This is a genomic window from Nocardiopsis lambiniae, from assembly GCF_031845465.1.
GTDB lineage: Bacteria > Actinomycetota > Actinomycetes > Streptosporangiales > Streptosporangiaceae > Nocardiopsis > Nocardiopsis lambiniae.
This window is the reverse complement of sequence record NZ_JAVREP010000025.1, coordinates 1-20,828: the sequence shown is the minus strand read 5'-3', so window position 1 is coordinate 20,828 and position 20,828 is coordinate 1. Positions and strand designations below refer to the sequence as shown.

The following is a 20,828-nucleotide window of genomic DNA, read 5'->3' as shown; positions in this document are numbered from 1 at the left end:
CGCATCGGCGGTGGTCCGGGGCGGGCGGCGGGGCGTCCGACCACGGGGCCGCGGTGACCGCGGACGGATCAACCGCCCTTGCGCTTGCGCAGGTGCCGGATGGTGACGGCCGCACCGATGGCCGCCGCGGTGGCGCCCGCGGCGCCGGCGGCGGTGACCGCGACCTCCTTGCGGCCGATGCTCCGACCGACCAGGGCCGGCCCTCCCCTGGAATCGAGCAGGCCGCTCAGGGCGGCCCCGTTGTCGTAGGCGGGTTTCCACCCGGCCTCGCGCAGCACCGAGCAGTCGACCACGCACGGGTGGACCAGGAACTTCAGCTCCCCCTCGGCGGCCGGGGTGATCTTCGCCTGGTGCAGCCGGCGGATCGTGCCGAAGGCCAGGTTCGCGGGGACCTCGAAGTGCTTCATCCCGGCGATCTCCTCGACCTCCCCTTGGGTGAGGGAACCCTCGCCGCCCACCGCGATGACCCCCTCCGGGCCGTCCACCCCGCGCAGCGCGCAGAAGGCCAGCGCTCCGGCCAGATCCTCGACGTGGCAGAACTGCCAATGCTGTTCGCGGCCCTTGACGGTGAGCAGGCGCGGGGCCGAGAAGTGCCGGCTGAGCAGGGTGTCCAGGCCGGGGCCCACCAGCGGCGCGGGGCGCACCACGGTGACGGTGAGGCCCGGGTGGGCGCGACGGGCGCGTTCGGCCAACGCCTCGATCTCGGCGAAGTCGCCCATGAGACCGTCGCCGCTGTCCGAGACACGGGGGGTGTTCTCCGGCAACGGGACCGGGTTGTCCGGTGCCGCGCCGTAGACCATGGTGCTGGTGATGAGGAACACGCGGGGGACGCCCGCGGCGGCGGCGGCGGTCAGGACGGTCTGCGCGGCGCGGATGTTGTGCGCGCGCCGTCGGGCCGGTCTCGTGTCCAGGGAACGGTCGTCGGCGGTGTGCACCAGCACGTCGACGCCGCCCAGGCGGGAGACCAGACCGGGGTCGCACACGTCGGCGATGCGCCAGGTGACACCGCGCAGGTCCGCGAACTCCTCGTCGATGGCGATGACCTCGCGGGGGACCGCGGAACCTTCCGCCCCGGCCAGGCGTTGCACGAGGAGCCGGCCGACCCCGGAGGCCGCACCGGTGACCGCGACCACCACCCCGGCCCCTCCGGACCGGCTGTGCTCTGGGCGAACCTGGTTGCTTTCGGTATTCACTCCGGGCGACTCCCAGCTAACGTGACAGTGGAGACCAAACCTAATCCTGCCTGAGGTCTGATTGTGAGCGACCTGCCTTTCGGTTTCAGCATGCCGAACGATCCCGATGACGAGTCCGGACGCCGCCCCGGCGACTCCGGCTCGGGTGGTGCCGGCAGCGGCCGCCCGGGCGGAGGGGACTCCGGTACGCCGGACGGATTCCCGTTCGGCGATCCGCAGCAGATGGCGAACATGCTGCGGCAGTTCGCCGACATGATGTCGGCCCAACCCGCCCCCGGCGGTGACCGACCCGCTTCGGCGTCGGGCATCAACTGGAGCATGGCCAAGGACATAGCGCGACAGGTCGTCGCGCAGAAGGGCGACCCCAGTGTGCCGCCCGCCGACTACGCCAAGGTCCAGGAGGCCCTGCGCCTGGGCGACCTGTGGCTCGACCAGTCCACCGCGCTGCCCTCCGGGATCCAGTCGATCCAGGCGTGGAGCCGGTCGGAGTGGATCGAGAAGACCATGGACTCCTGGTCGCAGCTCTGTGACCCGTTGACCAGCAAGACCGTGCGATCCATGGGGCAGAGCCTGCCCGAGGAGATGCGGTCGATGGCCGGCCCCCTGCTCGGCATGATCCAGCAGATGGGCGGCATGATGGTCGGCCAGCAGGCCGGTCAGGCCGTCGGTGAGCTGTCCCAGGAGGTCGTCGGTACCGCCGACATCGGGCTGCCGCTGGCCGGCGAGGGCAACGCCGCTCTGCTGCCCCTGGGCGTGGAGAAGTTCAGCGAAGGACTGGAGATCCCCGACGACGAGGTGCGGCTGTACCTGGCCGCCCGCGAGGCGGCGGTGCACCGGCTCTACGCCCACGTGCCGTGGCTGCGTTCGCACGTGTTCCGACTGGTCGCCGAGTACGCCGACGGCATGTCGTTCGACGTCAGCGGCCTGGAGGACCGGCTCGGAGAGATCGATCTCACCGACCCCGAGGCGCTCCAGGAGGTGCTGGGCGGCGCGGGCGGCGGTCAGGGCCTGTTCCAGCCCGAGGACACCCCGCAGCAGAAGGCGGCGCTGAACCGGCTGGAGACCACTCTGGCCCTCATCGAGGGCTGGGTGGCGATCGTGGTGTCGGGCGCGGTCGACGGACGGTTGCCGCAGGCGAACGCCCTGGCCGAGGCCACCCGGCGCCGTCGGGCCACCGGCGGTCCCGCCGAGCACACCTTCGCGGCCCTGGTCGGGTTGGAGCTGCGGCCGCGTCGGCTGCGCGAGGCCTCCGCCCTGTGGACGGCGCTGGAGGAGGCACGCGGGATCGACGGTCGCGACGCGGTCTGGCAGCACCCGGACCTGATGCCGACCGGCGAGGATCTGGACGACCCGGCCGCGTTCGTCAGCGGCGGCGCGTTCACCGACACCGACTTCGACATCTCGGCGCTCACCGACGAGGCGCCGGGCGTCGCGAAGGACGAGGGAGAGAAGGACCCGAGGAAGGACGAGCCGGGAGAGGACTCCTAGGTGTCGCTGCACGCCGACGCCCGGGCGGTGCTGTCCGCCTGGGCCGCGCCCGACGAGCGCCAGGAGGGGTTGCGCCGCTCCTACGTGGACCACCTGGACACCCACCCGGACGCGATGTGGCGTTCCTGCCTGCCCGGGCACATCACCGCCAGCTCGGCGGTCATCTCGGCCGAGGGCGACCGGGTGGTGCTGACCCTGCACCGCGTCCACCGGATGTGGTTGCAGACCGGGGGGCACTGCGAACCGCGGGACGCCACCCTGGGCGCGGCGGTGCTGCGCGAGGCGGTCGAGGAGTCCGGCATCGAGGATCTGACGCTGCTGCCGGAGCCGGTCAGGTTGGACCGTCACGCGGTGCCGTGCGGTGGGGGGAGTTTCCATCTGGACGTGCAGTACGCGGTGCTGGCACCCCCGGGAGCGACGCCGGTGATCGACCCCGAGGAGTCGGCCGACCTGGGCTGGTTCCCGGTGGAGGCGCTGCCCGAGCCCACCGACGAGGTCACCCGTTCCCTGGTCTCGGCCGCGGTCGAGGCGGTCGCCGCCCATCGGGGTTACGTCCGGTGAAACCCTCCGGCGACCGCGACGGCCGCCCGGTCCCGTCGACCGTCCTGTTCTCGGACGGGGGCCTGCTCTCGGCGGGGATCCTGGGCGTCGGCTGAGCGGTCCGGGCCCCGGTACGGGCCGACCCGCCCTCCCCGACGGAGGGAGTGGGGCACGGCCGGTCCGTGGTCGAGCCCCTCGACCGATGAGGGGATGGCGGGCTTCTCGGAGAGGTCCGTTCCGTCCGGTGTCGGCGCGGCGGGCACCGCCCCGGGCGCGGACCCGCGTCACCGGAGGACCGGCATCGGCTGCCGGGCCTGCCGATTCACTCCTCTTCGAGGGCGACCTCGGTGGAGTCGAGCGTCTCCTCGTCGGGGACGAATTCGGGACCACAGGGTTCGGCGCGCGAACCGGCGCTGAACCCCTCCAGGTAGCCGCGGGCGCGCTCGGCCTTGGGATAACGGTGCACCAGTTCCCAGAACTCCCGGCCGTGATGCGGGATGAACAGGTGCGCGAGTTCGTGGATGAGGACGTAGTCGACGACCCATTCGGGCATTCCGGCGACGCGTCGGGAGATACGGATCGTGCGGGTGTCGGGGGTGCACGAACCCCACCGGGAATTCTGGTTGTCCACCCAGCGGACGCTGTCGGGCAGCCGGGTTCCGTCCAGATAACGCCGGGCCAGTTCGACGGCCCGGTCGTGGAGTTCCCCGTCACCGGGGCGACGGCGTTCCTCGCGGGCTTCCAGTCGTTGCAGCATGCGGCCCACCCAGCGCTTTTCCTCTGCGCGGGAGAACGTCGCGGGCACGAGGACGACGGTGGTGTCCCCGTCCCTGTAAGCCGAGACCGTGCGTCGGCGGCGAGGACTGCGTCGGACCTCGATTTTGGTGTTCGAGGGCACGAACTTTACGGTAGCCGAGGAGAGCGCTCTCGAACAGGAGTGTGTTGTCCTGTTATGTCATTGATCTCACGGGGACGACCCGATCGGCGTCGATGCTCGGAAAACGCCACCCCGTCGAGCGTTCAGCGTTGACCTGGGGCATTCCGGCCTTCCCCTCAGGCCCTCTCGGAGGCCTCCGGAGAAGATCTCTTGATCATCCGTACATGAAAAAGAGACCGGACGGTGACCCCTTTTCTGGGGTCCCCGCCCGGTCCCGGACCGGCTCCGCGATGCGTCCGCCCTGTTCTCGACCCGGTTCATCGGGTGCGGTGGTCACCCTCGGTGGCCACCATCCCGATCACCGGGTCAACAGAGACGTGACCACGCGATTTCCATGATCGCGTTCTCCGCACGACGCTGCTCCCGCTGGCGGGCGCGCATCTCTCGGGCGGTGAGTCGCCGCCCCTGGTGTTCGCGGCTCTCGGTGTCCATCTCTTTGGCCACGGTCAGGATTTCCAGGATCATCATGTGTCTTCGTTCTCTCTGAGGTTCGTGTCGTGCGATGGGGGTGGTGTGCGTTCCGGCGCGGTGATCAGGCCGCGACCGGAGCCGGGTTCTTCCGGGGACGGCCGCGCGGACGCTTGCGCGCCACGATCTGACCGGCGACGAACAGCTGTCCGCCCCAGACGCCCCACGGTTCCTTGCGGTCCAGGGCGTCGGACAGGCACTGTTCGCGGACCGGGCAGGCGCCGCAGACGGCCTTCGCCGCCTCGACGTCGGCGGGGGCCTCGGCGAAGAACAGGTCGGGCTGTAGGCGGCAGGGGATTTCGGCCTCGCCCAACCAGGGCGTTTCCAGGACCGACGCGAGCATCGGTGCCCTCCAAGATCTTTGTTCGTCTCGTACAACGCGGTCGGTGTTCTCGGTTCACCGGAACCGGTCCGGTGTGGGACCTGACTTGCGATGCAGACGCCTGCTCTGCCTCCCTGGGGGAGATCGAGCGGACGAGGATACAAAGAAAGCCGCGGCCCCTAGATCGGGGTCCGCGGCCACGGGTCGAAACTCTCGACCTGTTCTACCAGGCCGGATTTCTCCGTGAACACTCACCCGATGCGCCGTAACGACGCGGGGTTTCTTCGACGTGATCCGCCGTCAGCGCGCCTCGGTCACGGGCGCTCTCATTGCCGGTGGACACACCACTGCCATGGGACTCGGACTTGGCGGCGAGGATCACCTGGGCACCGGGACGGAGGCCGAAACCTCCGAGACCTCCCTGGATCCCCTCACCGATACGGGTGCCCTGGAGAGCACCCTCGCTCCAGACCGAGCCGGCGCCGGTGAAGGCGCCACAGGCGATGGCGCGCTCGCCGCGGAGGGCGAGGCCGCCGGACAGACCGCGCATGGCGGTGCCCGGAGCAGCGGTCAGCGACTGACGGGACTGCGCGACGAAGTTCGTGGTGATGTTCGTCATTGGATCGGGCACCTCCTTCAGAGTCGGGCGACGGGAATCTCTCACCCGCGCCGGTAGAACGGTCTTGGCGACGATGTACAGACTAGGGGCTGCCCACGAAAACAAGCAACCTATTTTCCACCTGCGAAAACGTCCGGATCCGGCCACGTTCCCGCGGTAATCCCCGGCGTTCTCGGGGGACCACCGCGGGACCTCGACCGGTACCGGTCAAACGGAGTCGGAGCGCACGGCGTCGGACCAGCCCTCGGCGTCGACGACGCGGATGAGGCCCTCCTGCACCACGGAGCACACGAGTTGTCCGTCCCGGGTGTAGACCAGCCCCCGAGCCAGCCCGCGGGCCCCTTGTGCGCTGGGGGTCTCCTGGGCGTAGAGCAGCCACTCATCGGCGCGGAACGGCCGGTGGAACCACATGGCGTGATCCAGGCTGGCCATGGAGATCCCGGCGAAGGAACGCCCGTGACGCAACAGCACGGTGTCGAGGAGGGTGAGGTCGGAGGCGTACGTCATGAGGCACACCTGGGTGAGCCGGTCGTCGGGCAGTTCGCCGTCGACCTTGAGCCACACCGGGTTCACGGCGGTGCGCAGGCGGGGGTCGCGCTCGGCCTCGTAGGACAGCGGGCCCACCGGGCGCAACTCGATGGGGTGCCAGCGCACGAACCCCGGGATCCGGCCGAACTCGGCGCGCAGTCGCTCGCGGGTGCTGGGCAGTTCCTCCGGCGGGGGCACGTCGGGCATGGGGGTCTGGTGGTCCAGGCCCGGCTCCTCGTTGTGGAAGGAGGCCGACAGGGTGAAGATCGCCTTGCCGTGCTGGATGGCGACCACCCGGCGGGTGGTGAACGATCGGCCGTCGCGGACCCGGTCGACCTCGTAGACGATCGGGACCGTCGGGTCGCCGGGGCGGATGAAGTAGGCGTGCAGGGAGTGAACGTAGCGGTCGGCCGGTACGGTGCGGCCCGCCGCCACCAACGCCTGGCCGGCGACCAGCCCGCCGAAGACCCGTTGGGGGCCCTCCTCCGGGCTGCTGCCCCGGAAGATGTTGACCTCGATCCGTTCCAGGTCGAGCACGGCCAACAGGTCGGCCAGGGACTGCTGTCGGCTCTCGTCGACTCTGTCGTTCATTCCGGCGTGTCCTCCTCGTCGTCGGGGGCGTCCCGACCTTCGGTGACCGCGACGGGGTCGGCACCGGAGACCAGCGCGAGCACCGCCTCACCGTAGCGGTCGAGTTTCACGGCCCCGACACCGGACACCGCCGCCAGCTGCGAGAGCCCCGAGGGCTCCTGTTCGGCGATGGCCTGGAGGGTGGCGTCGGTGAAGATCACGTAGGCGGGCACCTTCTGCTCCTGGGAGACCGCGCGTCGCCAGTCGCGCAGGCGCTCCAGCAGCGCCTCATCGTAACTGGAGGGGCAGTCCAGGCAGCGGCCGAGCTTGCGCTCGGCCGCGTCGGTGAGGGAGGACCCGCAGACCCGGCAGCGGGCGGGGCCGCCGCGCTTGCGCTCGGCCCGTCGGGCGGTGGTGGTGGGGGAGGCCGGACGCAGCCCGTCGAGGAAGCGGGAGGGCTTGCGGCTCTTGCGACCGCCCGGGGAGCGGGCCAGCGACCACGACATGGCCAGGTGTTCGCGCGCGCGGGTGACGCCGACGTAGAAGAGCCGACGCTCCTCCTCGACCTGTTCGTCGGTCTCGGCGTAGATGATCGGCATCATGCCCTCGGTGAGGCCGACCAGGAACACCGCGTCCCACTCCAGGCCCTTCGCGGCGTGCAGGGAGGCGATGGTGACACCCTCGAACCCGGGGGCGTGTTCGGTGGCCATGCGCACGTCGAGTTCCTCGACGAGGTCGTTCATGGTCACCGGGGTGCCGTCCGGATGCGGCTTGGCCGCCATGTCCTCGGCGAGCTGGACCATCGCGGTCAGCGACTCCCAGCGTTCGCGGGCCTGACGGCCCTCGGGGGCGGTATCGGTGAGGCCGATCTGCCCGAGGAGCTGACGGACGGTGGAGATGAGCGGGGCCGGCTCCTCCCCCGCCGCCTCGTGCCGGGCGCCGCGCAGCAGGTGCACGGCCTTCTTGATCTCGGGGCGTTCGAAGAACCGGGCGGTGCCGCGCACGGTGAACGGCACCCCCTGGTCGGTGAGGGCCTGTTCGTAGGCGGCGGACTGGGCGTTGGTGCGCACCAGGACGGCGATCTCGCCGGCCGGGACGCCCTCCTCCAGCAGGACACCGATCTTGCGGGCGACCCCGGTGGCCTCCGCGGGTTCGTCCTCGTACTCCTGGTAGACGGGGTCGGGCCCGTCGGGGCGCTGGGCCTGGAGGGTGAGGTGTCCGGCGGAGGTGGTGCCGCCGGCCTGGGAGATGACGTGGTTGGCGACCCGCACCACCTGCGGGGTGGACCGGTAGTCGCGGACCAGTTCGACCACGGTGGAGTGCGGGTAGCGGGCGGCGAAACCGGTGAGGTAGGAGGGGGTGGCGCCGGCGAAGGAGTAGATGGTCTGGCTGGGGTCGCCGACCACGCACAGGTCGTCGCGGTCGCCCAGCCAGGCGTCGAGCAGGAGTTTCTGGAGCGGGTTGACGTCCTGGAACTCGTCGACGACGAAATAGCGGTACTGGTCGCGGACGCGCTGGGCGATGGCCGGGTACTCGTTGATCATGGCCGCGGTGAGTTCGAGCATCGACTCGAAGTCGAGGAGGTTGTGCTCGCGGCGCAGTTCCTCATAGGCCTCGAAGACCCGGGCGACCTCGCCGGCGGGCATCGGGGCCTGGCGGGAGGTCTTGGCGATGACGCGCTCGTAGTCGGTGGGGCGGACCTGGGTGACCTTGGCCCATTCGATCTCGGAGGCCAGGTCGCGCAGGCCGGTGCGGTCGGGCTGGACGCCGACGGAGTGGGCCGCGCGGGCCACCGCCTGGATCTTGCTGTCGATGAGGGTGGGCTTCTCGCCACCGATGACCTGGGGCCAGAAGAAGGAGAGCTGGCGCAGGGCGGCCGCGTGGAAGGTGCGGGCCTGTACCCGGGGGGCGCCCAGGGAGCGCAGGCGACCGCGCATCTCACCGGCGGCGCGGTTGGTGAAGGTGACCGCGAGGACCTGCTGCTCGGAGACCACTCCGGCGGCGACCGCGTGTGCGATGCGGTGGGTGATGGCGCGGGTCTTCCCGGTTCCGGCACCGGCCAGGATGCACACGGGGCCGCGCAGCGCACGCGCCGCCAGGGTCTGCTCCGGGTCCAGTCCCTCCAGGACGCGGTCGGGGTCCATGGTGCTCCTGAGGGTGGTCGAGACGGTTGTGCTGTTCCGGGGACAGTCTCTCAAGTATCGGTCTCCCGGAGGACGGATCCGCACCTGTCCACAGGGCGGTTCCGAAAGGGGGCACAGGGGTCGGAGCGACCGCCGGGACGCGTGAGCGGGCCGATCGAGCCGAATGACACATTTCAGAACCACCCGGCCCTGTGAGGCGTCCCACGTTGTGTCGCGCGGTCGAGGGAAGCGGACCGGAGCCCACGGTGTTGGGATGTGGGACCGGGCGTGGAACGCCGACCGCAGGACGGAGAGAACGTGAGCGAGATGACGAGCACGGCGACCGAGAATTTCACGATGTACACCACCCCCTGGTGCGGGTACTGCAAGCGGCTCAAGAGCCAGCTGGCCCGGGAAGGGATCACCGGGCACGAGGTGGACATCGAGGAACACCCGGAGGCCGCGGAACTCGTGATGAAGGTCAACAACGGGAACCAAACGGTCCCGACGGTGGTCTTCAGTGACGGAGCGGCGATGACCAACCCGTCGCTCGCTCAGGTGAAGAAGAAGCTGGCCGAGCTGTCGTAGGTCGGAGAAACGCCGCCCCGTGGGTTCCCTCCCGCGGGGCGGCGGCCCCCCAGAACCCCGAGGGGCGTCCCCGGCACGACCGCGCCGGCCGCTGACGGCTCGGACGGATGACGACGGGGAGTGTTGAGTTGGGGGACGACGTGAGTTCTCATGACATAGCGGTCGCCGACGCGGTCGGCGTGGTGCGCCGCACCCCGACGGGGTGGCGCGTGGGGAACGGGCACGAGCTGCCCGACCTGGTGAGCGCGATGGTCCTCGCCGACCTGCTCACGGAGGAGGAGGGCGGGGAGCGGCCCCGGTCGCAGGCGCCCGGTCGGGCGCCGGAGGGCGCCACGGAGGTGGAACGGTTGCGCCACACCATCGCCCAGCTGGAGCACGCGCTGCATTCGCGTGTGGTGGTGGAGCAGGCGATCGGTGTCCTGGCGGAGCGGCACACCATGCCGACGCGCGAGGCGTTCGAGCGGCTGCGCTCATCGGCGCGTTCGCGCGGACGCAAGGTCGCCGACCTGGCCCGTGACGTGGTGGAGAGCAGTACCAGTCCGTTGATGGTGCTCCCGGACGAGCTGAGCGTCTCCCCCGGCGCGAACTCGAACTAGGGCGTGTTCGGCGGATGCTTTCGTTCGGTTCGACGCTTGCGCCGAGTGACACGAGTGGCCTCCAGTCGCTCTCTCGCAAGACGACAGGCGCGGGTCGGCCCGGGGTCGGCCTTCCGGCGGCGCGGCGAGAGAGCGCCCGGGGGTCGCGAGGCGGAATGACCCGTCGAACACGCCCTGGGGCGCTCGCGGGGTGCCGGAGGCCGGTGGAGTGGACGTCCCGGGGACGATGACGACCACCGCGCCCTCTCGCACCCCGGTCCCGTTCTCCGGGCACCCGGGGACGGCGACGGGGAAACGGCCGGCCGTCGGGGCCTTCCCGAGGTGGACGGACGGGCGAGGGCTCGAAGGGGTCCGGAAGGCGACCGTGTCGGGAGCGGTCGGCTTCGGGGCCTTCGCCGCGCGACGGCCGCCCCGGCTACCACTGGCCGGGGAGCTCTCCCCCGTACCAGTGCTCGATGAGGGTGCGGGCGATCGAGATCCGCCCCGGGAGCACGATCTCACCGGCTGCCGCCGTCTCCGCCAGCGCGGAGCGGGTGAACCAGCGCAGGGCGCCCAGCTCGTCGTCGGTGCGCTCGGTCTCGCCGACGGCGCGCGCGGTGTAGCCCATCATGAGGCTGCGCGGGAACGGCCACGGCTGTGAGGCCAGGTAGCGGGGGGCCTCGACGACGATCCCCGCCTCCTCCGCCACCTCACGGATCACCGCGTGTTCCAGGGACTCGCCGGCCTCGACGAACCCGGCCAGCACGGAGAAGCGGCGCGCGTCCCAGTGCGGGTTGTTGCCGAGCAGGATCTCCTGCTCCCCCTCCTGCTCGCGGTGCACCAGCATGATGACCGCCGGGTCGGTACGGGGGAACTGTTCGCGGCCCTCCCGTTCGCACGTGCGCAGGTGGCCGGCGGCGGAGATGACGGTGGGCGATCCGCAGGCGGGACAGAACCGGTGGGTGGCGTGCCAGTTGGCCAGGGCGACGGCGCGGGTGAGCAGCCCCGTGTCGTGGTCGCCGAGCAGGGGGCCGAGTTCGCGCAGGGAGGCGGGACGGGCTCCGTCGCGTTCGGTGAGTTCGCGGGGCGAGCGGACCGCGAAGTAGGCCCGGCCGTCGGCCTCCCCCAGCAGGTAGCGTTCCCCCTCCGGTGCCCGTTCCGGTGAGGTGAGGACCAGCGCGGGCGGACCTTCGGTGGTGGCGAGCGCCCGGGACTGCTTGGCCATGAGGGCCTTCCACCCGTGGGAGAGGGGGTCGCCGCCCTCCAGTTCCAGGACCCGGGTGTCGGGGTCCGCCCACGCCTTCTCCAGCCAGGCGTCGTCCGAGCGGCGGTGCGCGACGGGGTCGACGGCGGCGCGGGACAGGGTGGGGGTGGTGTCGACGTGCATGAGGCCTTCCGGGAACGTGCGGATCGGGCGGGCCGCGCCCCGGGAGGGGCGCGGCCGATGCCTAAAGGAGTAACACCATCGGGTCCCGCGTCATGCCCGAACGCGGAACCCGTCCGGTTCAGACCCCGCCGCCGAGTTCCTCCCACAGGTAGGCGACGCTCTCGGCGCCCTTGAGGAGGAGCGGAACCTCGACCTTCTCGTTGGGGGCGTGGATGCGGTCCTCGTCGAGTCCGACGGCGACGAACACCAGCGGGGCCCGGAGGATGTCGGCGATGTCGGCCTCGGGGCCGCTGCCGCCCTCCCGGGTGAAGAGCACCGGGACCCCGAAGGCGCGCTCCATCGCGGCGCGGGCCGCCTTGAGGGCCGTGGAGGACAGGTCGGAGGCGCAGGCGCGCACGCCGCCGCCGAACTCCAGTTCGGCGCGCAGGCCGGCGGGGACCCGGGCCTCGACGAACGCGCGGACGCGGGCCTGGATCTCCAGGGGCTCCTGGCCGGGGACGAGGCGGAAGCTGATCTTGGCGTGCGCGGAGCGGGGGACGATGGTCTTGCCACCGGCACCGGTGTGACCGCCCCACATGCCGTTGATCTCGGCGGTGGGCCGCAGCCAGACGCGCTCCAGGGTGCTGTAGCCCTTCTCACCCCAGGTGGCGGTGGAGGCGGCGGTGGCCAGCCATTCCCTCTCGTCGAAGGGCAGGCGGGCGATGAGTTCGCGCTCCTCGGCGTCGGCCTCGACGACCCCGTCGTAGAACCCGGGGACGGCGACGCGGTCGTCATCGTCGTGCAGGGCGGCGAGCAGGCCGCTCATGGCCTGGAGCGGGTTGGGGACGGCACCGCCGAAGGAGCCGCTGTGCAGGTCGCGGTCGGGGCCGTACAGGGAGATCTCGACGTCGGTGACGCCGCGCATGCCCACGCACATGGACGGGGTGTCGGCGGCCCACATGGTGGTGTCGGAGATGACGACGACGTCGCAGGCCAGGCGGTCGCGGTTGGCGCGCATGAGGTCGGCGAAGTGGACCGATCCGGACTCCTCCTCACCCTCGACGAGGAACTTGAGGGTGACGGGCGGGGCGTCGGCGCCGGAGGCGGCCAGGGCGGCGCGTACACCCAGGGCGTGGAAGAGGACCTGGCCCTTGTCGTCGGAGGCGCCGCGGGCGAACAGGGAGGTGCCGCGCTCGGTGGGGGTGAAGGGGTCGGTGTCCCAGGCCTCGACGGGGTCGACGGGCTGCACGTCGTGGTGGCCGTAGACGAGCACCGTGGGCGCGTCGGGGTCGGCGGCCGGCCATTCGGCGAACACGGCGGGCAGCCCGGGGGTCTCCCACACCTCGACGGTGGGAAAACCGGTGGCGGTGAGGTGATCGGCCAGCCACCGGGCGGATCCGCGCACGTCATCGTGGTGCTCGGGGTCGGCGGAGATCGAGGGGATCGCCAGCCACTCCTTGAGTGCGGAGAGGAAACCGTCCCGGTTCTCCTCGATGTAGGTGCGTACGTCCATCCTCGTGTCCTCGTCTCGACGTCGTTGTCGGACTCGACCTTAGACCCGGACACGTGGACGCTCGGCGCCCACCTCCCCTCCCGGTGGTGGCGTCACCGGGGCACCGCGCTCGGTGCACACGGTCCACGGTGCCCGGGCACCCGACCGAAGGGCGCCGGGGCACCGCGGTCGCGTGGATCCCCTGGTCCGGAGGGCGGGAGGTCGTCCGGCGCGCGTGGTGAACACGCCGATAACGGCACGCGGAGGGAACCTTTTCGGCAGCATGGGACTCGTACGACAGGGGTGGGACCCGCCCGCCCCGACCGATGGAAGGAACCACGTGAGCGTCACCCCCTCCGAGGCGATCATCGCCCGCTTCAACGAGCTGTTCGACGTGCTCGACACCGACGGGGACAAGGTCGCGACCTGGGCGGACTATCAACGGCTCGTGGACAGGTACGTGACCGGTTACGTACTGGACCCCACCGAGCCCAAGGCGCACGCGATCGAGACGGCCTACCGGTCGCTGTGGCAGGAACTGGTGCGGCACTCGGGGGCCGAGGACCGCTTGGAGCGCGAGGCGTTCGTGACGGCGATGCACGCTGCGTCGGAGGACCGCAGCCGGTTCAACGCGGCGGAGGCGGTGGCCGAGGCCGTGTTCGACCTGCTGGACGAGGACGGGGACGGGCGGATCAGCCTGGCGGAGTTCCTGGTCTACGCGGCCGCGCTGGGCGCGACCGAGGCGGACGCCCGCACCCGGTTCGCGCACGTGGACATCGACGGCGACGGGCACATCAGCCGGGAGGAGTTCGTGCTGTCGGCGCGGGAGTACCTCTTCGGCGAGGACACGAAGTCCCCGGGCGGATTCGTCTTCGGCGTGGTGTGAGGCGACGACGGGTGCGGCCGTCCGAGGTCCGGGCGGTCGCACCCCCGAGGGGTGTCCGAGCGGATCCGTGGCGCCGAGCCGACCGGTTCGCCGGTTCGGCTTGCTAGATCGCCGATTGACCGTATGTCATGCGGTCGTCCTTCTCCTCGACCGACGTCCCGCATACGGGCGGCCGAAGGACCCGGCAGTGATGGAGAGGGGATCGCATGCTCACCCGACTGGAGGTCAACGGCTTCAAGAACCTGCTCGGGCTGGAGGTTGATTTCGGACCGTTCACGTGCATCGCCGGAGAAAATGGAACAGGAAAGTCGAACCTGTTCGACGTGATCCAGTTCTTGAGCTTGCTGTCCAGCCGTTCGCTCATCGAAGCCGCGATCGAGGTACGAGGCACAGGAGGGGAGCGCTCAGGAGACCCACGAGAGCTTTTCTGGAACGGCTATGGGACTCATGAACGTGAAATGAGTTTTGCAGCGGAGATGATCGTTCCCGAAGCGGTGGAGGATGACTTCGGCCGGGAGGCAAAAGCCACCAGCACCTATCTCCGGTACGAATTGCGCCTCGGATTTCCGCCACCATCGGGAGCCGACAGAATCGGCCGCGTCACCCTCTTGCACGAGAGCCTGAAGCACATCAACCTGAGCAATGCCCCACATCGCCTGCTTTTCCCTCACAGTAAGAGCAAGTTCCGCCTTGCTCGGCTGCCTGCACGGGGCGGCCGACCGTGGGAACGTGTGGTTAGCTCAGGAACTCCCGGGCACCGCGCAGGTCGGTGTGCGGGAGTCGCCGCCGTGTGGCCGCGCAGTCCAGGCGCACGTCCGTCGGTCCCGACAGGCCGGTGTCGGCGCGCCGTCCGGAAGGCAGCGCGGCCGGGTCCAGGCCGTCCCGACGGGCGATCAGCACGCCCAGTTCGTGGCGGCTGACCGCGTCGGCCCCGGCGACGTGGTGAACGCCCCCGTGCTCGGACGACGCGAGCTCCAGGAGCGCGGCGACCAGATCGCGGACGTGGACCGGGCAGCGCACGACGTCGGTGAACAGCACTCCCCCGAGCCTTCCCGCCGCCAGGTCGTGCACCCGACGTTCGTGGACCGAGCCTCCGTCGCCGACGATCAACGAGGTGCGGACGATCACCGCGCCCGGGTCGATGGCCTTGATCGCCGTCTCGGCCGCGGCCTTGGCCGCACCGTAGGGGGTGATCGGGTCGGGGTCCGCCGTCTCGTCGTAGTGGACCGCGGCGCCCGAGAACACGGCGTCGCTGGAGACGTGGACCAGCCGAGCCCCGGTCGCGGCGGCGGCGAGCGCCACGTGCGCGGCGCCGTCGGCGGTGATCGCCCAGTCGTCCTGTCGGTAGGCGGCGTTGACGACGGTGTCCGGCCGGGCGGCGGCCATCAGGTCGATCGCCTGTCGGCGGTCCCGGACGTCCAGGGGGGACCACGACACCCCTTCGCCGTCGGGCCGACGTGTCGCGTACGTCGCGGCCACCCGATGGCCCGCCTCCAGGGCCTGCCGGACGACCTCGCCGCCGAGGAACCCGCTACCACCGATGACGAGGACGCTCATGGTCGGTCACGCTACCGTCGGCCGGTCCCGCCGTCCACGACCCGGCGGCACCCCGCGCTCCCTTCATTTCGTCGTCGGCACGCGCTAACGTACAACCAAATGGTTGTAGATGAAGAGGCCGCCGATCGTCTGTTCCACGCTCTGGCCGACACCACCCGGCGCGACATCCTTCGCCGCTCGATCGAAGGCGAACCGTCCGTGTCGCGGCTCGCCGAGCTGTACCCGATGAGCTTCGCGGCGGTTCAGAAACACGTCGCCGTACTGGAACGGGCGGGACTGGTCACCAAGACACGGCACGGGCGGGAGCAGCGCGTACGCACCGATCCCGACGGCGTACGACGGGCCCGGCAGGCCTTGGACCACCTCGAAGCACTCTGGCGCGGACGGGTCGACCGCATGGTCGACCTGCTCGCCGAACCGGCCGGAACCACCGGACCGGACGAACCGAAGGAGACGGACCGATGAGCGTCACCAGCGTCGACAAGAACTTCGACGACCTCTCCCTGACCCTGACCGCCGACTTCTCCGCCCCGGTCGAGCGGGTGTGGCGGCTGTGGGCCGACCCGCGTCAGCTGGAGCGGTGGTGGGGCCCGCCCACCTACCCCGCGACCGTCGAGGAACACGACCTGACCCCCGGCGGCAAGGTCACGTACCACATGACCGGCCCCGACGGTGAGAAGCACCGGGGCCGGTGGGAGATCGTCTCCGTGAACCCGCCGACGGCCCTGGAGTTCGTGGACGGCTTCTCCGACGCCGACGGCGCCCCGAGCACCGACATGCCCACGGCCCACGGATCCGTCGAGATCTCCGCGCACGGCGACGGCACCCGCATGGTGATCCGCTCCACGTTCCGGTCCAGGGAGCACATGGAGCAACTCATGGAGATGGGCATGGACGAGGGCATGGAGGGCGCGATGGGCCAGATCGACGCTCTGCTCGCCGGCTGAGGCCCGAGCACCCCACCGCGCGGCCCCTCGGCGCTCCCGCCGGGCACCGTCGCACGTTCAGCCGACGAGGCGGTCGACCACGGTGATGCCGCACGACCACCGATTCGGCCACGGGCGCTTGAGGGGTTCCGGTTCGCCGCGCGCCGGGACGTGCGAGGGGGATCAGGAGGGTGGGGCGAGCGAGGGCCACGGCTCGGGCGGGCCCGACGCGAGGAAACACAGCAGACCGAGGATCCGGCTCAGGGGCGGCGCCGTCCAGTGGCGTCGCCCCGGTACGGGGTCCGGCGACGCCAACCGGCCGAGGGCCCAGGTGAAGTGGTGCCGGAGCACCCGCGCCTCCCGACCCTCGCCGCCGTAACCCTCCAGCACGGCGGGCAGCCAGGCGGGCGGCAGCTTGGCGAAGTCGGTGGCGGGGTCGGCCACGGACGCGTCGCCCCGGTCCACGATCCCGGAGAGAGCGCCGTCCGCGGTCACGATGAGGTTCTGGGGGGGCGATGTCCCCGTGGATCAGGGTGGGTCGGACCTCGGCGGGCGACCGGCCGGCGAGGGCCTCGCACCAGGCGCGCAGCCGGTCGGCGGTTCCGGAGTCGATGAGACCGTCGTCGCGTACGCGGCCGACCAGGGCCACCGGATCCGGGGGCCCGGTGTCACGGGGAAGGCCGGGCGGGACGGGGATCGCGTGCGCTCTCGCCAGCTGTTCCCCGAGGTCGACCAGTACGCCCCGGCTCGGTTCGCGCCCGACCAGGTCGGTGCCGGGGACCCGCTCCAGCAGCATCGTCGGCGGCGCGCCCTCGGTGAACCCGACCAGCGCCGGTGTGCGCACCCCGGCGGCGCGCGCGGCGGGGATGAGCGCCGCCTCCTTGCGCAGATCCTCCTCGAAAGCGGAGTCCCGGGGGATCCTCAGCACGAGTGCGTCCCCCAGTGCCAGCACATGGTCGGCCAGCCCGGCGGGCAGGGCCGTCACCTCACCGGACGGTATCCCGTGCCGTGCCGTGCCGCGACGGCGGTCGCGATCGTCTCCATGGCCGCCGATCCTCGCACGTCCGCCCGAGCCACGCCGACCCTTTTCCCCTTCGCACCCGGGGCGGTCCGCACGACCGGACTCACTCCACGGCGCGGTCGACCCGACCGTCGTCCGGGCGGGCGTCGCCGCGCGGACGGGGGTCGCGCTTCGGGCGGCGGGGGGACGCCGGGCCCGGGCGGGTCTCCCCCGGGGCCGACGCCCCGTCCGTCGGAGCGGAGCCGCCGGGTTCGGGGACCGACTCGATGAGGGCGGCCAGGCCGTCGGCGTCCAGAAGGTCCGAGGGGCGCACGGTCTCGTTCGCTCGCACGTAGTGGAACGCCGCGCGCACCTCCTCCAGCGGTACGCCCTGGAGGTCGGCCCAGGCCAGCCGATAGGCCGCGAGCTGTACACCGACGGCGCTCCGCTCGCGCGCGTTCTGCGGAGGGCGCCCCGTCTTCCAGTCGACCACGTCGTAACGTCCGGTCTCCGGGTCGTGGAACACCGCGTCCATCCGGCCGCGGATGAGACGGTCGCCGATCACCGTCTCGAACGGCACCTCGACCTCGCTCGGGATCCGTCTCCCCCACTCGCTCTCCTCGAAGAGCCGCTGAAGCTCCTCCAGGTCCTCGTCCTCCCCGGCGGTCTCGTCGGCCGCCCCCGGCAGGTCGTCGAGGAGGGTCGCCGTTCCCAGCCCGAACCGCCGTTCCAACCAGGTGTGGAAGGCCGTCCCCCGCCGCGTGTGCGGCGCCGGCGGACGGGGCAACGGCCGCCGGATCTGCCGGGCGAGCCCCGCCGGGTCGCGGGCCAGCCACACCATCGACGACACCGACAGGTGGTCGGGCAGCTCCACCTGGACGGTCCCGTCGTCGGCCCGGTGCGCCTCCCGGTCGCGGTGCGCCAGGAGAAGGTGCGTGTCCCGCTCCCACCCCTGAAGTCGTCGGCCCAGCTTCTCGTGCCGCGCCGGGTCCGGAGGCACCGCCTTCCCCTCGCGCAGCGCCGCCCGGGCCCGCTCCACCAGGACGGCGCCCGCCTCGATCTGCGCCCGGCGGGTCACCGCGCCCTCCACCTGCGCGAGGGTGTCCGGGGTGGCCTCCCCGTCGCTCTGCGGGTCGCCTTGGAGGGGCGGCCACACGGCCTCCCCCTCCTCGTCGTCGTGCGGGTTGGTCTCGTCGAGTTCCGGCGGTTCCGCCCACGCGACCACGCGGCCGGCCCCCCGCTCACAGGCCTCGCGGATCTCCTCCAGGAAGACCGACGGGCCCCGGGGCGTGGTCCCCGTGCGCCCCCACCAGTGCCCCGTGCACACGAGCAGGAACGAGGCCCGGGTCACCGCCACGTACGCCAGGCGGCGTTCCTCCATGAGGTGGCGGGCCGTCTCCTCCTCCTTGAACGCGGTGATCGCCCCCTTGTCCACACCGCCCAGCACGGGCAGGCTGTCGCGGTCCCCTCGCAGCGGGTAGGGCAGCAGGTGGTCGGCCCTGACCCAGGCCAGGGCGTTGCGGGCGGCGGCCGGGAACACGGGGTTGCGTCCCCCGCTGATCCCCGGCACGAACACCACCGGCCACTGGAGCCCCTTGGCCCCGTGCATGGTCATGAGCTTGACGCTGTCGGATCCGCCGACCCGCTCCCCCGGCGCCAGGCCGCTCTCGTTCTCCTCCGCAGCCCGCAGGTAACCGAGGAAACTCCCCAGACCGGGGTCCTCGCTGTTGCCGACGAACCGGACGGCGTGGTCGACGAACGCGTCCAGATCGGCGCGCGCCGACAGGGGTTCGCGACCGCTGCGGGCCGCCACCTCGATGTCCAGTCCCAGCATCCGCTCGACCTCGGTGATGAGGTCCGGCAACGGCTGCCCCACGAGTTTGCGCAGGGAGCGCAGCTCCTCGGAGAGTCGCGACAGCCGCTCGTACCCGAGTTCGGAGTAGGCTTCGACCGCCCCCGGGTCGTCCACCGCGTCCACCAGGCTGCCGCTCTCGGCCGTCAGGTCCAGCACGGTGCGACGCAGCACGTCGTCGCGGTCGTCGTCCTCGGGCCCGTCCCCGGTGAGGTCGCGCCGGGAGTGCCGGGCCAGTTCGGTGGCCCGCGCCCCCAGCGCCGCCAGGTCGCGCGGCCCCAACCGCCAGCGCGGCCCGGTGAGGAGCCGGGCGAGTTCGTTTCCCGCCGCCGCGTCGTGCACCACCCGCAGGGTCGCGATGATGTCGCGCACCTCCGGCACCAGCATGAGTCCGCCCAGGCCCACGACCTCGACGGGGACTCCGCGCGCCTCCAGTTCCTCGCGCAGCGCCGGGAACTGGGCCCGGCGACGGCACAGCACCGCGATGTCGCCCGGTCCGACCCCGCCGTCCCGGGCGCAGCCCGTCTCACCGGCCGGCCAGGGCAGCCCGTCCGGCGCCGTCTCCGGGTCGCGGCGCACCCCCTTGACCAGGTCGGCGATGCGCGAGGCGATCCAGGCGGCCTCTTCGGACTCGGTGCGGAACAGGGCGACGTCGGACCGTCCCCGCCCGCGACGGGCCGGTCCCGGGTAGAGGATCGGCACCTCGGCGGCCTCGGCCCGCAGTTCCTCGGAGATCCAGCCGGCCACCCCCAGGATCCGTTCGCCGTTGCGGAAGCTCGTGGACAGCTCGCGCACGGCGGCGGGGCGGCCCGGGGCGGCCGGGAAGTCGGTGGGGAACCGGGTGAGGTTGGCGGCGATCGCCCCCCGCCACCCGTAGATGGACTGGCAGGGGTCACCGACGGCGGTCACGGCGTGTCCCTCGCCGAACAGCGAGCGCAGCAGGACGAGCTGGGCGTGGCTGGTGTCCTGGTACTCGTCCAGCAGCACCACCCGGAACCGGCCGCGTTCGATGAGCCCGACCTCGGGATGGTGCTCGGCGATGCGGGCGGCCAGCGCCATCTGGTCGCCGAAGTCCATCGCCTCCCGGATGTGCTTGGCGTGTTCGTAGCGCTCCACCAGCGGCAGGAGCTGTTCGCGCCGCCGCTGGGTGTCGACCAGGTCGCGGGTCTCCTTGGTGGTCTTCTTCAGGACGTCCACCTGTGACCGGAGCCAGCGCCCGATGCCGCGCACCTTCTCCGGTGTGGTGAGGTGGTCGGAGATCTCCCCCGAAAGGTGCAGCACCCGTTCGATGACGGTGTCCGCGCCCACCGTGATCAGGTCCATGGGCCCGTCGTACTCGCCGACGATCCGGGCGGCCAACTGCCAGGACTGCCCCTCGCTGAGCAGCCGCGCGGTGGGTTCGACGGCCTCGCGCAGGGCGTGGTCGGCCACGATGCGCCCGGCGTAGGCGTTGTAGGTGGACACGGTGGGCTCGCCGTCGAGGACGCCCTCACCGATCACGTCCTCGCCCAGCTTCTCCCGCACCTGGTCGAGGCGTTTGCGCACGCGTTCGGCGAGTTCGGCGGTGGCCTTGCGGGTGAAGGTCAGACCGAGGACCTGCTCGGGACGCACGTACCCGTTGGCGACCAGCCACACGACCCGGGAGGCCATGGTCTCGCTCTTGCCCGAACCCGCGCCGGCGATGACCACCCCGGGTTCCAGGGGGCCGGAGATCACCTCGGACTGTTCGGCGGTGGGTTCGGGCCGTCCGAGGACCCGGGCGAGTTCCGGGGGGGTGAACCGGGGGTGGGGGCGGGGG

The 20,828-nt window shown here is 71.6% G+C and carries 19 protein-coding genes and 2 pseudogenes; 8 read left to right on the top strand and 13 right to left on the bottom strand.

Going from position 1 to position 20,828, the window contains the following annotated elements; genetic code table 11:
- Window positions 1-68 precede the first annotated feature (68 nt).
- Window positions 69-1,133: an NAD-dependent epimerase/dehydratase family protein gene (locus RM479_RS24590; protein ID WP_311514124.1), complete on the bottom strand. Its 1,065-nt coding sequence runs from the start codon at window positions 1,131-1,133 to the stop codon at window positions 69-71.
- Between the two features lie 123 nt (window positions 1,134-1,256).
- Here RM479_RS24590 and RM479_RS24585 point away from each other — a divergent pair, with 123 nt between their 5' ends.
- Together RM479_RS24585 and RM479_RS24580 are read left to right on the top strand one after the other, a co-directional pair.
- A complete protein-coding gene (locus RM479_RS24585) occupies window positions 1,257-2,681 on the top strand; it encodes a zinc-dependent metalloprotease (protein WP_311514079.1) in 1,425 nt (474 codons plus the stop codon).
- Window positions 2,682-3,242 carry an NUDIX hydrolase gene (locus RM479_RS24580; RefSeq protein ID WP_311514078.1) on the top strand — a complete coding sequence of 187 codons (561 nt, stop codon included), beginning with the start codon at window positions 2,682-2,684 and terminating at the stop codon, window positions 3,240-3,242.
- 301 nt (window positions 3,243-3,543) lie between these two features.
- Here RM479_RS24580 and RM479_RS24575 read toward each other — a convergent pair whose 3' ends face one another.
- The 6 genes from RM479_RS24575 to RM479_RS24550 all read right to left on the bottom strand — a co-directional run bounded on the left by RM479_RS24575 (window position 3,544) and on the right by RM479_RS24550 (window position 8,809).
- Window positions 3,544-4,119 (bottom strand): M48 metallopeptidase family protein, encoded by a 576-nt coding sequence (locus RM479_RS24575; RefSeq protein ID WP_311514077.1) that lies wholly within the window; start codon window positions 4,117-4,119, stop codon window positions 3,544-3,546.
- A gap of 345 nt (window positions 4,120-4,464) precedes the next feature.
- The gene (locus RM479_RS24570; RefSeq protein ID WP_311514076.1) at window positions 4,465-4,626 is read right to left on the bottom strand and encodes a hypothetical protein; all 162 of its coding nucleotides are present in this window, start codon (window positions 4,624-4,626) and stop codon (window positions 4,465-4,467) included.
- A 64-nt stretch (window positions 4,627-4,690) separates the two neighbouring features.
- Window positions 4,691-4,969, bottom strand: a complete 279-nt coding sequence (locus tag RM479_RS24565; protein WP_274808659.1) for a WhiB family transcriptional regulator — start codon at window positions 4,967-4,969, stop codon at window positions 4,691-4,693.
- 202 nt (window positions 4,970-5,171) lie between these two features.
- Complete coding sequence (locus RM479_RS24560) at window positions 5,172-5,567, bottom strand: hypothetical protein (RefSeq protein WP_311514075.1); 396 nt, start codon at window positions 5,565-5,567, stop codon at window positions 5,172-5,174.
- A gap of 207 nt (window positions 5,568-5,774) precedes the next feature.
- On the bottom strand, window positions 5,775-6,686 hold the full coding sequence (gene tesB, locus RM479_RS24555; RefSeq protein ID WP_274808661.1) for an acyl-CoA thioesterase II: 912 nt from the start codon (window positions 6,684-6,686) through the stop codon (window positions 5,775-5,777).
- Window positions 6,683-8,809: an ATP-dependent DNA helicase UvrD2 gene (locus RM479_RS24550; protein WP_311514074.1), complete on the bottom strand. Its 2,127-nt coding sequence runs from the start codon at window positions 8,807-8,809 to the stop codon at window positions 6,683-6,685. Before RM479_RS24550 ends, tesB begins: the two co-directional genes overlap by 4 nt.
- A gap of 306 nt (window positions 8,810-9,115) precedes the next feature.
- Between RM479_RS24550 and RM479_RS24545 the strand changes: the two genes are divergently transcribed.
- Window positions 9,116-9,376: a mycoredoxin gene (locus tag RM479_RS24545; RefSeq protein WP_311514123.1), complete on the top strand. Its 261-nt coding sequence runs from the start codon at window positions 9,116-9,118 to the stop codon at window positions 9,374-9,376.
- A gap of 107 nt (window positions 9,377-9,483) precedes the next feature.
- Window positions 9,484-9,972 (top strand): ANTAR domain-containing protein, encoded by a 489-nt coding sequence (locus RM479_RS24540; protein ID WP_311514073.1) that lies wholly within the window; start codon window positions 9,484-9,486, stop codon window positions 9,970-9,972.
- Between the two features lie 415 nt (window positions 9,973-10,387).
- Here the strand turns inward: RM479_RS24540 and nudC are convergent, their stop codons facing one another.
- Together nudC and RM479_RS24530 are read right to left on the bottom strand one after the other, a co-directional pair.
- Complete coding sequence (nudC, locus tag RM479_RS24535) at window positions 10,388-11,338, bottom strand: NAD(+) diphosphatase (protein WP_311514072.1); 951 nt, start codon at window positions 11,336-11,338, stop codon at window positions 10,388-10,390.
- Between the two features lie 118 nt (window positions 11,339-11,456).
- Entirely contained in the window at window positions 11,457-12,830 is a 1,374-nt protein-coding gene (locus RM479_RS24530) for a dipeptidase (RefSeq protein WP_311514071.1), read from the bottom strand.
- Window positions 12,831-13,149: 319 nt separating this feature from the next.
- Here RM479_RS24530 and RM479_RS24525 point away from each other — a divergent pair, with 319 nt between their 5' ends.
- Both RM479_RS24525 and RM479_RS27655 read left to right on the top strand, forming a co-directional pair.
- A complete protein-coding gene (locus RM479_RS24525) occupies window positions 13,150-13,695 on the top strand; it encodes an EF-hand domain-containing protein (protein WP_274808666.1) in 546 nt (181 codons plus the stop codon).
- Window positions 13,696-13,901: 206 nt separating this feature from the next.
- Window positions 13,902-14,018 (top strand): annotated as a pseudogene (locus RM479_RS27655) (AAA family ATPase); the annotation flags it as partial.
- Window positions 14,019-14,430: 412 nt separating this feature from the next.
- Here RM479_RS27655 and RM479_RS24515 read toward each other — a convergent pair.
- Window positions 14,431-15,252, bottom strand: a complete 822-nt coding sequence (locus RM479_RS24515; protein WP_311514070.1) for an SDR family oxidoreductase — start codon at window positions 15,250-15,252, stop codon at window positions 14,431-14,433.
- Between the two features lie 99 nt (window positions 15,253-15,351).
- Between RM479_RS24515 and RM479_RS24510 the strand changes: the two genes are divergently transcribed.
- Together RM479_RS24510 and RM479_RS24505 are read left to right on the top strand one after the other, a co-directional pair.
- A complete protein-coding gene (locus RM479_RS24510) occupies window positions 15,352-15,717 on the top strand; it encodes an ArsR/SmtB family transcription factor (protein WP_311514069.1) in 366 nt (121 codons plus the stop codon).
- The gene (locus RM479_RS24505) at window positions 15,714-16,199 is read left to right on the top strand and encodes an SRPBCC family protein (protein WP_311514068.1); all 486 of its coding nucleotides are present in this window, start codon (window positions 15,714-15,716) and stop codon (window positions 16,197-16,199) included. The genes RM479_RS24510 and RM479_RS24505 overlap by 4 nt, the downstream gene beginning before the upstream one ends.
- Window positions 16,200-16,361: 162 nt before the next feature.
- On the opposite strand, the gene RM479_RS24500 is transcribed toward RM479_RS24505, so the two are convergent.
- The 3 genes and pseudogenes from RM479_RS24500 to RM479_RS24495 all read right to left on the bottom strand — a co-directional run.
- On the bottom strand, window positions 16,362-16,676 hold the full coding sequence (locus tag RM479_RS24500; RefSeq protein WP_311514122.1) for a hypothetical protein: 315 nt from the start codon (window positions 16,674-16,676) through the stop codon (window positions 16,362-16,364).
- A gap of 25 nt (window positions 16,677-16,701) precedes the next feature.
- Window positions 16,702-17,163: pseudogene (locus RM479_RS27650) on the bottom strand (phosphotransferase); the annotation flags it as partial.
- A 139-nt stretch (window positions 17,164-17,302) separates the two neighbouring features.
- Window positions 17,303-20,828, bottom strand: a 3,526-nt coding sequence (locus RM479_RS24495; protein ID WP_311514067.1) for an ATP-dependent helicase, incomplete at its 5' end; no start/stop codon positions are given.

What these genes read in the sequence shown, in the direction of transcription:
- RM479_RS24570 (WP_311514076.1), bottom strand. Translation starts at nt 4,626, where the DNA reads ATGATGATCCTGGAAATCCTGACCGTGGCCAAAGAGATGGACACCGAG.
- RM479_RS24565 (WP_274808659.1), bottom strand. Translation starts at nt 4,969, where the DNA reads ATGCTCGCGTCGGTCCTGGAAACGCCCTGGTTGGGCGAGGCCGAAATC.
- RM479_RS24560 (WP_311514075.1), bottom strand. Translation starts at nt 5,567, where the DNA reads ATGACGAACATCACCACGAACTTCGTCGCGCAGTCCCGTCAGTCGCTG.
- tesB (WP_274808661.1), bottom strand. Translation starts at nt 6,686, where the DNA reads ATGAACGACAGAGTCGACGAGAGCCGACAGCAGTCCCTGGCCGACCTG.
- RM479_RS24550 (WP_311514074.1), bottom strand. Translation starts at nt 8,809, where the DNA reads ATGGACCCCGACCGCGTCCTGGAGGGACTGGACCCGGAGCAGACCCTG.
- RM479_RS24545 (WP_311514123.1), top strand. Translation starts at nt 9,116, where the DNA reads ATGACGAGCACGGCGACCGAGAATTTCACGATGTACACCACCCCCTGG.
- RM479_RS24540 (WP_311514073.1), top strand. Translation starts at nt 9,484, where the DNA reads ATGACGACGGGGAGTGTTGAGTTGGGGGACGACGTGAGTTCTCATGAC.
- nudC (WP_311514072.1), bottom strand. Translation starts at nt 11,338, where the DNA reads ATGCACGTCGACACCACCCCCACCCTGTCCCGCGCCGCCGTCGACCCC.
- RM479_RS24530 (WP_311514071.1), bottom strand. Translation starts at nt 12,830, where the DNA reads ATGGACGTACGCACCTACATCGAGGAGAACCGGGACGGTTTCCTCTCC.
- RM479_RS24515 (WP_311514070.1), bottom strand. Translation starts at nt 15,252, where the DNA reads ATGAGCGTCCTCGTCATCGGTGGTAGCGGGTTCCTCGGCGGCGAGGTC.
- RM479_RS24510 (WP_311514069.1), top strand. Translation starts at nt 15,352, where the DNA reads ATGGTTGTAGATGAAGAGGCCGCCGATCGTCTGTTCCACGCTCTGGCC.
- RM479_RS24505 (WP_311514068.1), top strand. Translation starts at nt 15,714, where the DNA reads ATGAGCGTCACCAGCGTCGACAAGAACTTCGACGACCTCTCCCTGACC.